Origin of the sequence: Sorangium sp. So ce296 (genome assembly GCF_051529605.1) — a bacterium.
GTDB lineage: Bacteria > Myxococcota_A > Polyangia > Polyangiales > Polyangiaceae > Sorangium > Sorangium cellulosum_D.
Window position 1 is genome coordinate 7756081 of sequence record NZ_CP150325.1, and the last position, 14258, is coordinate 7770338.

Here is a 14258-nt window from a genome sequence, read left to right on the forward strand (position 1 = left end):
CTGTCACTACATGAGGGCGGGGAGCCTTGCTGGCCTGAGGCGGTCTCCCCGGGAACCCGATGGCCTCCTGGCGACGTGCGTGGCGAAGCGGCCTCTCGACGTGGGCTGCCAGAGCTCGACGGGGTTGCCGGACGGGGCCTAGCGCGGGGTTCGCTTGGGTTCCATGCAGACCGCCTCCGTGCTTCGTCGCTCGTCTTCCGTGCTTCGTCTCCCGTCTTCCGTGCTTCGTCTCCCGTCTTCCGTGCTTCGTCTCCCGTCTTCCGTGCTTCGTCTCCCGTCTTCCGTGCTCGTCCTTCGTGCGCGTGCGCGTGCGCGATTCCACGGAGTCAGCGCGCACGCGCACGAGCACGCAGACGCGCACGAGAGACGGGGACGAGAGACGGGGACGAGAGACGGGGACGAGAGACGGGGACGAGAGACGGGGACGAGAGACGGGGACGAGAGACGGGGACGAAAGACGGGGACGAAAGACGGGGACGAGAGACGGGGACGAGAGACGGGGACGAGAGACGGGGACGAGAGACGGGGACGAGAGACGGGGACGAGAGACGAAGCGCGGTGTATCCTCTCGCCATGAGCTCACACAAACGCGACTACGTGTCGATCAACCTCGCGAACTGGAACAGCCGTGTTCCGCACCACGAGCAAGGCTATGAGCTCCACAGGTTTCGCGAAGACCCGCGGTGGCTCTCGGGCGTGGTCGAGTTCGATCGCGAGCGGCTCGGCGACGTGCGCGGCCTCGACGTCGTCCATTTGCAGTGCCACATCGGCACGGACACGCTGTCGCTCGCGCGGCTGGGGGCGCGCGTGACCGGGCTCGATTTCTCCGAGCCGGCGCTGGCGGTGGCGAGGCGGCTCGCCGCGGAGTGCGGCGCCGACATCGAGTACGTGTGCAGCACCGTCTACGACGCGGTGGCGGCGCTGGGCGCCGAGCGCTTCGACGTCGTGTACACGGGCGTCGGCGCGCTGTGCTGGCTGGACGACATCCAGCGCTGGGCCGCCACGGTCGCGGCGCTGCTGAAGCCCGGCGGCCGCCTGTTCCTGCGCGAGGGCCATCCGATGCTGTGGGCGCTCGCCGAGCCGCGCCCGGACGGCCTCCTCGTCGTCGAGTATCCCTACTTCAAGGTCGAGGGCGGGACGCTGTTCCACGAGAAGCAGACCTACGTGTCCCACGAGGGGGAGCTCGCCGCGCCGGACAGCATCAGCTTCAACCACGGCCTCGGCGAGATCGTCACCGCGCTCTTCGCGGCGAACCTGCGGTTGACCGCGCTCACCGAGCACGATTCGGTCCCCTGGAACCCGCTCGGAGACGGCATGGTGCAAGACGAGCGCGGCGAATGGCGGCTCCGCGAGAGGCCGGAGCGGCTGGCCGCGAGCTACACCTTGCAGGCCGTGAAGGGCTGAGCCAGCGCTCGAGCCAGCGAAGCGCGCCGGCGCTGCGCGCTCGCCGCCAGGCGCCCGGCGAGGGCCGCGCCGAGGGCGGCCCCGGTGCGCGCCACGAGCGGCTCTGGTGATCTCGGACACTCGCCCGTGCGCCCGGCGCCGGGAGCCGACCGGGACCACCAGGGCGAAGGCGCCATGTCGTTGTGCCGTATCGGCTCAATTCGCGCCGCCTTCACGCACCTCGTCCGCCGGCCGACAGCGTCCTTCGCCGCGGATCCCCGCGTGGCACATCCGCTGCTCAGCGAGCCGGCATGGCCATCGACGCTCCGGCAACCATCGCTCCCGGGCTGCGCGAACGCAGCCTCGAACCCGTGTGTGGGGCCCCTGCGCGAAAGCTCCGCCGCGAGATCACCTCCTTCATCGCCCTCGCCGCGGCGCTCCTCCTCATGGCGCGGGTGGTCCAGCGAACGGTGACCCCCGGGCTGCCCCCCGCCCAGCACATGGCCTATTCCTGGGGGCTTCTGCTCGCCCTCCTCGTCCCGGTCGCGTGGTACGTGCGCCGCCAGTCGCTGCCGCTCTCGCGGATGGGCGTGACTACGGCCGGACTGCGCAGCAGCCTGGCGGAGTCGCTGGCCGTCGCGCTCGCCCTCGCGGCCGCCTGCTTCGCGCTGCGGCTCGGCGCGTGGACGCGCGGCGAGCCCCTCGTCACCTGGGGATCGATCGCCGATTACGACGCGACCTCGCGGGCGCTCTTCTTCGCCCTCTACGCGCCCCACTGCCTGCTCCAGGAGTTCGTGGCGCGCGGCGTGATCCAGACCTCCCTGGAGCGCTTCCTGCCCCGGTCCGGCCGGGCCGTCCCGCTCGCGCTCACCTCGGCGTTCTTCGGCGTCTACCACCTTCATGTCTCGCTTGGATTCGCTTTCCTCACGTTCGCCATCGGCATGCTCTTCGGCGCGCTCTACGCGCGGCACCGCACCCTCGCCGGGGTGACCCTCGCGCACGCCGCCCTCGGCCTCGCGAGCGTCGCCGTCGGCCTGAACTGAACCAGGAGCCCCCTTCGATGCGCATCGCCATCATCTCGACCTACACGCACCCGAGCCGCCTGCACCGCAAGGAGCGCTCGGTCATGCAATCCTCCGTTCCCGAGCTCATCGCCGCCCTGTGCCCGCCGGACGCGGAGATCGAGCTCTACAACGAGAAGGAGACGGACATCCCCCTCGATCGCCCCTGGGACCTCGTGTTCTTCTCGTACCTGCACGCCTATTACGAGCACACCAAGGTGCTCTCCGCGCTGCTCCGGCGGCGCGGCGTCACCACGGTGGCCGGCGGCCGGCACGCGGGCCATTTCCGCGCGGACGCGCTCCAGAACTTCGACGCGGTGGTGACGGGCGATCCGGAGTCGAACGTCCCGGCCCTCATCGCCGATTTTCAGCGGAATGAGCTCCAGCCCGTCTATGCGCTCCCGCCGGTGCCCCCGGAGCGGATCCCCACCTACCGTTACGACCTCGTCGACTACCGCAACAACCTCGTCCGGATGCCGGGCATCGAGGCGTCGCGCGGCTGCCCCTTCTCCTGCAACTTCTGCGTGCTGACCGGGCACGAGCAGTACCGCTATCGCCCGATCGACCACGTGATCCGGGACATCCGCGATCGGATGATCTTCAACCGGCGCATTCCGGGGGTGACCGGCGATGTGTTCGGCTTCCTCGACAACAACCTGGGCGGCTCTCCCCGCTACCTGCGAGAGCTCTGCGAGGCGCTGATCCCGCTCAAGAAGATCTGGGGCTGCGCGCTCACCTTCAACGTGCTGCGCGACCCGGAGCTGGTCCGCCTCATGGGGCGCGCGGGGTGCCGGTACGTCTACACCGGGCTGGAGTCGCTGAACCCCGAGTCGATCAGCGCGATGAACAAGGGGCAGAACAAGCTGAGCGAGGTCCGCGAGGTGATGCAGCGGGCCTCGTCGAGCGGGATCGTGCTCTCGTTCGGGCTCCTCGTGGGCGCGGACGGGGACACCAACGAGTACCTGGAGCGGGTGCCGGAGTACCTGCACGACCTCGGGGATCAGTGCCCGACGTTCCTGGGGATCGTCTGCCCGTACCCAGAGACGCCGTTCTTCGCGCAGGTGGCGGCCGAGGGGCGGCTCCTGCCCGGGGTGACCAGCCGGGACCTCGACGGGTACACCCTGTGTCACCGGCCGGCCCGGCTGCACCCCTCCGAGGCGATCGAGCACTTTCAGCGCCTGAGCCGCATCCTGGGCAGCGTGCGCAACGTGGGTCGCCACCTGTGGAGCCGGCTGATGGCGAGCGATCTGCCCCGCTACAAGACGTGCGTTCTGATGTCGGCGCCCGAGGTGATGAGCCTGCGCGCGCCGTTCGCCAACGACGCGCGCAGCTACATCGCCGGGCGCGATCCGATCGAGGCGTGGGACGCGGCGAGGATGCGGGAGCTCGGGCTCGAGCCGCAGCGCATCGACGCCGCGTCCTGCCGGGCGGATCCGCGGGGCCTTGCCCGCATCCGGCCCCGGCGGGCGGGTCGGTCCGGGTTGAGCTCCCCGACCCAGGTTGAGCTCCCCGACCCGGGTTGAGCTCCCCGACCCGGGTTGAGCTCCCCGACCCGGGTTGAGCTCCCCGACCCGGGTTGAGCCGCAACCGGCGCGAAGACGCGCGGGCGGCGGACGTGCGGGAGTCTCAGCCCTCGCCTGTGGGCAAAGGCGGGGGCGGCGGCAGCGCACGGGGGGGCTCGAGGCGCGTCGGCTCCGCCTTGCAGTCGATGGTGCGGCCCTCGCAGCCACAGACGTTCCCGCCCAGATCCTCGTAGACCGCCGGGGAGAGCTCATCGACGTCCCTCACGATGTCGAGCGGCTCGCACGTGAAGGTCGTCGATGCGATCTGCACCGTCGCGCCGTGGTTGTAGATACCCGCCCCGGCGCTCCGCGCCATCACGCTGTCCCGGACGAGGACGTTCGCCAGACCCGTCTCGTCGTTGTGGGCGATGATGCCGTAGCCGTTCCTGCCGTCGAGCGCGCGCCCCAGGGTGTCCGCGATCGTCGTCGACTCGACGGTCGCGTCCGAGTCGCTGAGGAAGAGGCCGACGTCCCTGTTCCGCTCGATCAGGACGTTGCGCACGCGCGCGCTCCCGCGCTCGCCGAGGTCGGGCAGCGCCTGGACATTGACGCCCCGGCCGAGATCCTGGCTCGACGGCAGCGGCCTCGTGTCGCGCACCACGGTCGAGTCCAGGGCCGCGTCGGCCCCGAAGACGGCGATCCCGGTCCCGTAGCTGCCTTCCACCGCGCTGCCGCCCACCCGGACATTCGCGCGTCGCCGATCGTGCGCGATCTCGATCCCCGCGCCGTAGTCCGACGCGCCAGGCACGAGCTCCCGCACGAGGAGGCCATCGATCTCGACATCGGAGCCGTTGACGACGACCCCCCTCTCGCGGCTCCGCTCGACGAGGACGTGCCGGAGCGCCACGCGCGCGGGGCGCCCGTCGACGCGGCTCGGCTCGGCGTAGATGCCCGCGCCGCCCGGATCGCCCTCGGCCGACCCTGCGCCCGTGTCGCGCACGACCGTCGCCTCGATGGTCGCCTCAGCGCCGATCATCGCGATCGCGGCGGTGTGGTTCCGCTCCAGGGCGCTGCCCCGGACCGTGAGGGTCCCCGGATCCGAGCCCGGGATGTGGGTCGACGCGAGCCCGGTGCCCGGCAGCTCCGCCGCGAGCCAGGCGACGTCGCGGACGACGCTGTCCTCGACGACGCCATCCGCCCCGGAGAGCCTGATCCCGAGCCCCCCGACGCGCTCGATGACCACGGAGCGCGCCGTCACGCTCGCGCGGCGCTCGGACGACTCGACCTGCATCGCCATCGCATGGCCGTCGAACGGGTGCTCCGGATCCCCGGCGGCGAGATCGACGTCGCGCAGGACCGTGCCCTCCAGCGTCACGGCGGCGTCCGCCACGACCATGCCCGCGCCCGTGGCGTGCTCCACGAGCGCCCCGCGCACGGTCACGCTCGTCTCGGTCTCCGGGCCTGTGGCGAGGAGGCCCACGTCGCTCGTGTCGTGGATCCAGACCCGCTCGACCACGACGTCGCGCGCGTTCCTCACGCCGAGGCCGATGCCCTGTCCGCGGACAGCGAGGTCGTGGATCTCCGCGGCGCTCGCGCCCCTGTCGATCTGGACGGCGATCTCCGCGCCGGGCGGCCCGACGATCTCGACGCGCGCGGGGCACCGGCCCCAGAGCCGCACCGGCTGCCCCCAGATGAGCAGCTCTTCGACGTAGCTGCCCTCCGCGATCGCGATCAGGGCGCCCTCGCGCGCGTGGTCCACCGCGTCCTGGATCGTCGTCCACGGCCTGGCTTCCGTGCCGTCGCTGTCCGCCCCGGCGTAGGCGGCGTCGACGAACTCGGTCGTCTCGTCGACCGGCGCGCTGCCCCACGGGCCCGCCCCGCACGGAGCGACCTCACGCCACGCCGTCTCGCCGGGGACGGCCATCTGCCCTGGCGGGCCCGCCTCCTTCGGCAGGACGGGCACGCAACCCTGCGCCCCGTCGGGGGCGAAGCCGCTCCCGCACCGTCCGGGCGGGACCCCCGCCGGCTCGCAGCCCGCGTCGGTCTCCACCGCGCCCGGCGGGCACGGGAACGTGGGCCCGGCGCCCGTCTCCGCGCCGTCGTCCGGGTCAGGGCCGTCCGCGTCAGGGCGCTGCGCGCACGCCGCGAGCAGGGCGATCTGCAGGAGAGAGAGGGCCAGCCGCTCTTTTCGCATGGTGTTCGGTGCCTCGCGCGGACGATACGACAGCTTGGAGGGCAGCGCTCACGCTTGTCGAGCGCTCCGAGGGCCATGCCGCGGCCCGCTTTCGGCGGTTCGCGTCGGTCCCGAGCCCTTCGCGCGCCCCCGCGCGCGGACGGCCACGCGGGCCGGCCGCAGCGGGTGCGCGCCGTGACGCTCCTCCCGACACCACGTTCTGCGCAACTGGACGAGGTTTCGCTCAACGGTTGAGCGAGCCTCTGCGCAACGCCGCCCCGCCCGCCAGGGCGACGCCCGCGGTGCCCGCCTGAATTCGGGCCTTTCCGACGCAATGTCGGGGCGGGACCGGACCGGAGGGCGATGGTACGCGCCCTGCTCATACCGGCGGCGCGGACCTCGAAGCCTCGATGCCCGCGCCAGGTCTAACAACTCCAATTCCACAAGGCGCGACCGTGCCACCGACGCGAAGCCGACTCGCGCACGGTCGCGCCACGAGGTTCATCATGAAGATTACATCGACGCTGTCGCTTCTCTCGCTGCTCGGATCGACCCTGTTGACGGTGCCCGGCTGCATGGCTGAGTCGGTCGAGAGCGCGAGCGACGCCGATATCGAGATGGACGAGGAAGTCGGAACGGCGGCCGACGCCATCACGAATGGATGGACGGCCGACACCTCCGACGGCTGGGCGCCCGTCGCGTGCGACAGCGGCAACGCCATGAGCGCGTTCCATTGCGCCGGCTCCGACTGTGACAACATCAGGGGCTATTGCTCTTCCCTCGGGACCTACAACACGTCCACGTACTGGACCTCCTACTTCTCCGAGGAGAACACGAACTACCGGAGGTGCAACTACGGGGATTTCGTCACGGGGCTCGCGTGTACGGGCAGCTACTGCGACAACGTGTCGCTCCAGTGCTCCCATCTCAACGGGAAGACCTGGGGCAGCTGCTACTGGAGCGGGTTCATCTCCGAGGAGAACGGTGGGTCGATCTATTTCCCGCCGGGCTACTACATCGCAGGCGCGAAGTGCAGCGGAGATCACTGCGACAACATGGCGTTCTATTACTGCCAGGCCATCTGAGCGCAGGCGCTCGCCCGAGCCCGGCCCTCCGGCGCGGCGACCTCCGCGGTCGCGCGCAGCCGTCGCGCGCCGGCATGTAGCTCCCGGCGCTACCTCGCCCGGACCCGGCGCCCGGACAGGAGGCGCCGGAGCGAGGGCACCTCGAAGGACAAAAGCCGCCTGGAGAGGGCGCCGATCGCCCGATACTCCGCGTCCGAGACGAGCGCCAGCTCGACGCTGATCATGAACGCGGCGAACGTCCCGAGGCCCATCATGACCGCGATGCCGGCGTGGAACAGGAATGCGCCGGCGAGCGCGAGCCTCCGTGTGTGCCGGTTCAGGGCGAACAGGAACGGGAAGCCGAGCTGGAACGCGACCGTCGCGTAGGTCAGCGCCGTCACCAGCGCCACGCTGTGATAGAGGCCTTCGCTGTGGCCGGGCCACGTGAACTCGCCGACGCGGGTGATGTAGTAGAGGGCCGTCCCGTTCTGCCACAGCTCCCCTTGCACCTTGTACAGCCCGGCGACCCCGTAGACCAGGCACACCTGGACGGCGCAGGCGAGGATCGCCGCGTTGTGCACCATCGCCTTGAGGCGCTCGATTTCCCCGCCGCGCTCCCGCTGCGCGCGGAGGCGGTCGGCGTCGAGCGAGAAATGGGCGCCGAGCTCGGCGAAGATGCCATACAGAAGGGCGAGCCGGACGACGTTGTCGCCGCCGTCGAGCAGGACGGGGTTCCGCTGGTGCAAGGACCAGAGGCCGACGTACGTGAGCAGCGACATGAGCCGCGTGCGGAAGCCGACCACCCACAGCGCCGCGAACAGGACGCCGAGGTGGAAGACGACCTCGAAGTAGAGCGGCGATCGGCTGAGCACGTAGATCGAGAACGCGCCGGCGCTGCGGGACTCCTCGAGCGACCGCGCGAACGGCCATACCCCCTCGGGGCCGTAGAGGTAATGGCGCTGGTAGTAGTTGGCGAGGTAGAGGTGGAGGATGGTCAGCCCGGCGACGATCCGGAAGAGGCTGGCCCCGATCAGGCAGCGCTCGCGGCTCGCGAGCTCCACGACGCGATGCCAGCGCGCGCTCGGCTTGCTCGGCATGGCGTCACCTCTCCTCCAGCGCGGCCGCCCGGAGGGCCACCGGCGGCCCTCGATCGTCCCCCGCCGCCGCCCCCAGCGGCGCCACCGCCTGGACCGGGGCCCAGTCGAAATCGTAGTATGTCATCGCGCCTCTCGAGTCGGGCAGGTCGCGCCGGGAGAAGCGCGGGAATTTCAGCACCGCCATGCGCATCCGCACGGCGGTGGTGCGGTTCGGACCGAACAGGCTGTCGCAGTGCGCGGAGCCGGCGCGCTCCAGGACGATCTTCCCGAGCTGAAAGCCGGCGTCCTGCTCTTTCTTCACCTCGTCCCGGAGCCTGTCGACCACCTGCTCCTCGGGGGCCTCCGCGCCGCCTCCGCCCGCCTGCGCGCGGGCGCGATGCTCCTCGAGCTTCTTCGCCATCTGCAGCGACGTCGGATCGGCGCTGTAGATCAGGCGCGCCGCGCCGGTCACCGATCGCCCGAGGCGCGCCGCGGGGCCGAGCCGGTCGTCCAGGTGGGCTTCCCAGTAGGGGGTCGTGATGTCGATCCACCCGGTCTCGGTCGCGCCGCCGTCCGGCTGGCGCAGGCGGCAGGCGACCATGAGGACGCGCGTGTCGGTGATGGGGTCCGGGGCGAAGAGGTGCCAGTTCTGCTGGAGGAACGGGTGCATGTATCCGTCGATGAGCCGCGCGAAGCGGAGCTTGAGCGGGTTCTGCGGCGTCAGGTACGAGAGCGTCATCGCGAAATGAAAGACGAGCGCCGCGGCGAGCAGCGCGGGCGCGGACGTCGAGAGCACGCGGAGGGTTCGGCGCATGGGTTCGTCCATTCCGGGTTCGGGGTCGTCGGAGAGGAGGCCGCGCGCGGCGCTCCGCCCGCGCGCGGCCCGTGAACGGCGGCGGCCCCGGCGGGCCGGCCGAGATAGCTAGTTGTCGAAGAGGACGTCCGCTCGACTGCACGCGGGCGCGTCGTTCATCGCGATCCTCCGCCAGCCTCCGATGCCGCGGCCCCCGAAGCCCTGCGCGTTGGCCGTCGAGACACCGACGTTGCCGATCCCGCCGGCCTGGGCGACCGCCGCCTGGGAGACGACCCCCGAGGTCCCGATCGCGATGCCCGCGAGGCCCACCTGCGTCGTGGTGGCCACGTTGGCCGCGGGGTACCCGTAATACGCCACCCTCTCCGGCGTCGCGGCGCTCGCCTCCGCGCCGAGGACGGGGCGGGCCTTCATGCTCGAGGCCGCGGGCGTCGACGCGTGCGCCAGCGCCATGCCGACGAACAAAGACAACCCCGCGAGCGCCGTGATGATCTTGCGTGTCATGCTCTTCCCTTTCCGTTCAATCATGTGATGGTTGCAGCGGCCCGACATGCCAGCTGCGATGGTCGAGCCCCGCGGAGCCCCGCGTGACTGCGGTGCTCCGCGGGCTCTGCGCGTCAAGCCAACTCGCAGCTCATGGTAGGCTCTCTGACCAAGAGCACGCGCCGTGCCGGCCGCCCTCTCCGCGGGCGCAGCGCGCGCTCCGCCCGCCGGCCGAGCCCACCTGCTGGTCGCGCCCGCTGGGCCGCGCGCTCGGGCTGCCGGGCGACTTGCGCGGTCGAGCAAACCACCACGCGCAGCGGTTTGCTCGGCGCGTCGCGCGCGGAGCCGCGAGGTCGCCCCGAGCGGCGGTGAGGCGGCGCGACAGGCGAGCTCGACCCGCGCAGCCGACCTGGCTCCGCCGCCCGAGCACGGCGGGCGCGCGCGGGACAGCGCCCCTCGGACGGCCCAGGCGCCGCGATCTCGGCCGCGCGCCGCGCGGATCGGCACGCCGCGTGCCTCGCTCCTCGACCATTCACGATGTTCAGCCGTGGAACCATCGCTGGACAGGAGGAGTGAAGATGCGCGCTACGCTGCTATCGGTGTTGATGATGTCAATCCTGCCCGCCCCCACGACGCTCCGGACGAGCGCGAGCGCGGGGGCCGCGGACGGCGAGTCACGGGGGTCGACCGGCGCAGGCGACCGTGGTCCCTCGCGCGCCGGCGGAGCTGACGCCGCGGCGGCGGTCGAGGCGGACTCGGTGGCTTCGTGCGTCGTCAGCTGTCCGAGGGGTGATCGAGAGATCTCGTGCCCTGATGGAGTGTGTCAATGCTACTGTGACGCGGGCGGCGAGCCGGTCTGCAAGTGTGGTTGACCGGCGGATCGGCGCGGCGGCGCGGCCCTCGGGGGAGCGCCGCCGCGCCGACGAGGGCCGCGCCGCCGCGCGGGCGCGGCCGCTCAGGCGCGCGCGAAGGCGAGCAGGGCGCGGCTGACGTGCTCGCGGTGGGTGACGAACAGCCCGTGCGGCGCGCCCTCGATCACGAGCAGACGGCTGCCCGGGATGAGCGCCGCGGTCTTCTCGCCGGTGAGGGCGAGCGGCGCCGACGCGTCGCGGTCGCCATGGATGACGAGGGTCGGAACCGCGATCCGGCGCAGCTCGTCGCGGAAGTCGGCCTCGACCGACGCGCGGTTGCAGTCGAGCAGCGCCTTCATCGAGCACTGGAGCATGAGGTGCTGCACCCAGTCCCTCATGGCCTGCGACGTCTCGGGCACGAAGAACGGCGGCGCGTTGTCGGCCAGCCATCTCGGGTAGTCGGCGCGCATCGCCGCGCGCGCCTGCTCGACGAGGCGCCGATCGAGCCCATCCGGGTTGTCCGCCGCCCTGAGGAGCATCGGCGTGGTGGGCGCCAGGAACACGGCGCGGGCGATCCGGCCGTCGCCGTGGCGCGAGAGGTAGCGCGCGATCTCGCCGCCGCTCATCGAATGGCCCACCAGCGTGACGTCCCGCAGATCGAGCCGCTCCAGCACCGCGGCGAGGTCGTCGGCGAGCGTGTCGTAATCGTAGCCCCGCCCCGGATCGCTCGAGCGGCCGTGCCCGCGCCGGTCGTAGGCGACGCAGCGCAGCCCGTGATCGACGAGGTCGATCATCTGGTAGCCCCACATCTCGCTGCTCAGCGCCCATCCGGAGAGGAACAGCACGGGTTTGCCCGCGCCCCAGTCGCGGTGGAACAGGCGCGCGCCGTCCTGGGCCTCGATGAACGGGCCGGCGGCGGGCCGCGGCCTGCTCCGCGCCGGCTGCGGCTCTCCCGGGCTCGCCGCCGGGCCGGCTTCGGGATCCACGGGTGCGGCCGGCGTGTCGATGTGCTGTTCCGTCATTGCGGTTCTCCTTCCTCGTCGCGCGTTGTGAGGAGGAGTTGAACCACGCCGCGTGCGGGGGTCGATTACCTGCCAGGTAATGGAAGAGCGCGAGCCGCTGCTCGAGGGCTGGCGCGGCGGCGCGGCGTGGCCTGGCGGGCCGCCGAGGTACGGCCGGCGGGGAGCTGCGCGCCGGGGCTGGCTCGATGGAGGTGAGTGGAGGCGCGACGAGTGCCGGGGGAGGCGCGCGTGGTTGCGTCGGTTGCGTCGGTTGCGTCGGTTGCGGACGATGAAGCGGGCGTGGTACTTGTCGCAACCATGAGGTCTGGGGGATCCTTGCTCGCCCTCGTCGGCGCGTGCGTCGGCTTCGCGTGCGCGTGCTCCGAGACGCCGCGGCCAGCGGCGGGCCCGCGGACCGCCGGCGCCGCGAGCGCGCAGCCTGCGCGCCCTCGGGTCCCGATGTACGCGGCGGCCGATCTGGAACGGATGGCGCGCATCGCCGCCGCGCGCTGCAAGAAGGCGAGCACGCCGTCGGACGCCGCATGTCTGCTCACCCAGGCCTCCACGTTCCTGAGGTATCCGCCCGGGGATCCCGACTGCCGCTATGTCGCGGGGACCGCGCTCTCGGTCGCCGAGTGCTCGCAGTTCGAGGAGGGTTGCATGAGCGTCGATCCCGGCGATCTCGTCCGTCAGCTCGACGCCTTGCAGGGCGCCGGCAAGGACTGCCAGCGTGAGCCGACCGACGCCGAGCGGGCAGAGGTGCTGCGGCTCGCGGGCGCGAAGTGATGGGCGGAAGCGGCGTCGCGCCGGCGCGCTGCCGAGGGGGACGGTGACCGCCGCGCGCGCGCGGGCGGCGCTGTCCGCCGCCTCAACCGATGCGCTCGCTCGCGTCGCCCCATCGCCAGCGGCATTGAGCGTGAGGGCGCGCACCGCGCCTCGCCGCAGAGGAGCTAGCATGGTCCGCATGAGCGATCTCGGCCTCAAGGGAGCGAGCCCCGATGTACGTGACGAGCCCGACGGCATCCTGCATGTGACGATCGACGGCGAGTTCAGGGAAGAGCGACTGCGCGCCATCTTTGGCGTGTTTCGGCGGGTGGCGGAGAGCGGCCGCGAGGTGCTGGTGCTCGCCGACATGCGTCAGGCGGGCCTTCTCACGGCGCCGGCGCGCAAGGCGACGACGGAGGAGGTGCGGAGCACGCGCGTCGATGCGGTCGCGATCCTCGGAGCGAGCTTTTCCCTGCGCGTCGTCCTGGGGCTCCTCGCGAAAGGCGTGCAGATGCTCACGGGACGGCCCTACCCGCAGCAGTTCTTCGACACCGAGGGCGAGGCGCGCGCGTGGCTGCTCGCCCAGCGAGACGCGCTCCGGGTCAGGCCGGGCTCGAGCGCATGACGCCCAGCAGGGCGCAGGTCGGCGAGCTCGCGGCGGTCGACGTCCACGCCCCCTGCGGGCGCGCACGATGTGCCCGAGAGGCGCTAGCATGCTCAGCATGAGCGATCTCGGCCCCGAGGACGCGAGCCCCGAGGTTCATGAAGAGCCCGACGGCCTCCTGCGCTTGACCATGCGCGGCGAGCTCACCGAGGACCGAGCGCGCGCGATTTTCACCGTCCTCCGGCGGGTGGCGGAGAGCGGCCGCGATGTCCTGGTGCTCGCCGACGCGCATCACATGGGAATCATCCCGCCGCTGGCGCGCAAGGTGTTGACCGAAGAGGTGCGGAGCGCGCGCATCGATGCGGTCGCTCTCGTCGGAGCGAGCTTCTCCGTGCGCGTCATCGTGGCGCTCCTCGCGAAGGGCATCCACATGATCACAGGACGGCCCTACCCGCAGCAGTTCTTCGCCACGGAGGACGAGGCGCGCGCGTGGCTGTTCGCTCAGCGAGACGCGCTCCGGGCCGCTCGGCGCCAGGTCACCTGACGCCGCCTGCCGCGTGCTTCCCGGCGTCCGGCCCCGGCGCCGCGGCCGATCCCTCGATGCCGTCCTCAGGCCTGGGGCGGCAGCTCGTCGAACTGCGGCACGTCGCCCGTGATCCGGAACCAGCTCGCCTTGGAGCCGACGAAGATGTGCGCCGCCGGCCGGATACCTGGATCGGTGTCGAGCGTGCCCGCGGGCACCACGGCGAAGCCGCGCTCGGGCGACAGGCGCGGCGCCGCTCCGCCGCAACCCGTGCAGAAGGCCACGCTGAAGAACCGCGCCTCGGGCAGCTTGTAGCTCGCGACCTGCGCCTCGCCGCGGACCCAGCGGAACCTGTCCAGGGCCACGAAGACGTTGGCCGCGTGCGCCGCGCTGCGCCCGCGGCGGCAGCGCGTGCAGTGACAGTACATCATGCGCAGGGGCGTACCGTCGAACTCGAACGCCACGTCGCCGCACAGGCAGCTGCCCTGGGTGACTCCCTCTCTGGCCTCGACCGCGGGGCGCTCCACGACCGGCGCCTGGGTCCCGGGCGGCCACTGCTCGAACTGAGGCAGGGAGTCCGTGATCGTGTACCAGGGCGCCTTGGAGCCGACGAGCTGGTGAAACTGCGGCTCGATGCCGAGATCGCCCTCGAGGTTGCCGGCATGGACCAGGGCGAGCTGCCTATCCGGGGCGAGCAGCGGCGCGGCCGCGCCGCAGGTGACGCAGAAGGAGCGATAACGGCTCGCGCTCGACGCGCGGACGGCGTGCTCGCCGGCGAGCCAGCGAAAGCCTTGCAGCGGCGCGACCGCGGCCGTGGCGAACGCCGAGCCGTGGAACTTGCGGCACATCGAGCAATGACAGTTCAGCATGGTCTGGAACGGACCGTCGATCTCGTAGCGGACCGTTCCGCATAGACACGCGCCCTTGGTCATGGTCGTACCTCCCGTGGTCGTGCGTGAAC

13 protein-coding genes are annotated in these 14258 nt (G+C 71.8%); 7 read left to right on the forward strand and 6 right to left on the reverse strand.

Annotated elements, in window-relative coordinates; translation table 11 throughout:
- Positions 1 to 573 precede the first annotated feature (573 nt).
- The 3 genes from WME98_RS28700 to WME98_RS28710 all read left to right on the forward strand — a co-directional run bounded on the left by WME98_RS28700 (position 574) and on the right by WME98_RS28710 (position 3967).
- The gene (locus WME98_RS28700; RefSeq protein ID WP_437944927.1) at positions 574 to 1404 is read left to right on the forward strand and encodes a class I SAM-dependent methyltransferase; all 831 of its coding nucleotides are present in this window, start codon (positions 574 to 576) and stop codon (positions 1402 to 1404) included.
- Between the two features lie 350 nt (positions 1405 to 1754).
- Entirely contained in the window at positions 1755 to 2426 is a 672-nt protein-coding gene (locus WME98_RS28705) for a CPBP family intramembrane glutamic endopeptidase (RefSeq protein ID WP_187345862.1), read from the forward strand.
- Between the two features lie 17 nt (positions 2427 to 2443).
- Positions 2444 to 3967 carry a B12-binding domain-containing radical SAM protein gene (locus WME98_RS28710; protein WP_437944928.1) on the forward strand — a complete coding sequence of 508 codons (1524 nt, stop codon included), beginning with the start codon at positions 2444 to 2446 and terminating at the stop codon, positions 3965 to 3967.
- Positions 3968 to 4070: 103 nt separating this feature from the next.
- Here the strand turns inward: WME98_RS28710 and WME98_RS28715 are convergent, their stop codons facing one another.
- Positions 4071 to 6140 carry a hypothetical protein gene (locus tag WME98_RS28715; RefSeq protein WP_437944929.1) on the reverse strand — a complete coding sequence of 690 codons (2070 nt, stop codon included), beginning with the start codon at positions 6138 to 6140 and terminating at the stop codon, positions 4071 to 4073.
- A 485-nt stretch (positions 6141 to 6625) separates the two neighbouring features.
- Between WME98_RS28715 and WME98_RS28720 the strand changes: the two genes are divergently transcribed.
- Positions 6626 to 7204, forward strand: a complete 579-nt coding sequence (locus tag WME98_RS28720) for a hypothetical protein (protein ID WP_437335992.1) — start codon at positions 6626 to 6628, stop codon at positions 7202 to 7204.
- Between the two features lie 89 nt (positions 7205 to 7293).
- Here the strand turns inward: WME98_RS28720 and WME98_RS28725 are convergent, their stop codons facing one another.
- The 4 genes from WME98_RS28725 to WME98_RS28740 form a co-directional block, all read right to left on the reverse strand.
- Positions 7294 to 8280, reverse strand: a complete 987-nt coding sequence (locus WME98_RS28725) for an HTTM domain-containing protein (RefSeq protein WP_437944930.1) — start codon at positions 8278 to 8280, stop codon at positions 7294 to 7296.
- A 4-nt stretch (positions 8281 to 8284) separates the two neighbouring features.
- On the reverse strand, positions 8285 to 9073 hold the full coding sequence (locus WME98_RS28730; protein WP_437944931.1) for a DUF5819 family protein: 789 nt from the start codon (positions 9071 to 9073) through the stop codon (positions 8285 to 8287).
- Positions 9074 to 9181: 108 nt separating this feature from the next.
- Positions 9182 to 9574, reverse strand: a complete 393-nt coding sequence (locus WME98_RS28735; protein WP_437944932.1) for a hypothetical protein — start codon at positions 9572 to 9574, stop codon at positions 9182 to 9184.
- Positions 9575 to 10508: 934 nt separating this feature from the next.
- On the reverse strand, positions 10509 to 11426 hold the full coding sequence (locus WME98_RS28740) for an alpha/beta fold hydrolase (RefSeq protein WP_437944933.1): 918 nt from the start codon (positions 11424 to 11426) through the stop codon (positions 10509 to 10511).
- 297 nt (positions 11427 to 11723) lie between these two features.
- On the opposite strand from WME98_RS28740, the gene WME98_RS28745 reads away from it, so the two are divergent.
- The 3 genes from WME98_RS28745 (at position 11724) to WME98_RS28755 (ending at position 13318) form a co-directional block, all read left to right on the forward strand.
- On the forward strand, positions 11724 to 12191 hold the full coding sequence (locus WME98_RS28745) for a hypothetical protein (protein WP_437944934.1): 468 nt from the start codon (positions 11724 to 11726) through the stop codon (positions 12189 to 12191).
- A gap of 43 nt (positions 12192 to 12234) precedes the next feature.
- The gene (locus WME98_RS28750) at positions 12235 to 12795 is read left to right on the forward strand and encodes an STAS/SEC14 domain-containing protein (RefSeq protein WP_437944935.1); all 561 of its coding nucleotides are present in this window, start codon (positions 12235 to 12237) and stop codon (positions 12793 to 12795) included.
- Positions 12796 to 12892: 97 nt separating this feature from the next.
- A complete protein-coding gene (locus WME98_RS28755) occupies positions 12893 to 13318 on the forward strand; it encodes an STAS/SEC14 domain-containing protein (protein ID WP_437944936.1) in 426 nt (141 codons plus the stop codon).
- Between the two features lie 65 nt (positions 13319 to 13383).
- Here WME98_RS28755 and WME98_RS28760 read toward each other — a convergent pair whose 3' ends face one another.
- Positions 13384 to 14229 (reverse strand): GFA family protein, encoded by an 846-nt coding sequence (locus tag WME98_RS28760; protein WP_437944937.1) that lies wholly within the window; start codon positions 14227 to 14229, stop codon positions 13384 to 13386.
- Between the last annotated feature and the right edge of the window lie 29 nt (positions 14230 to 14258).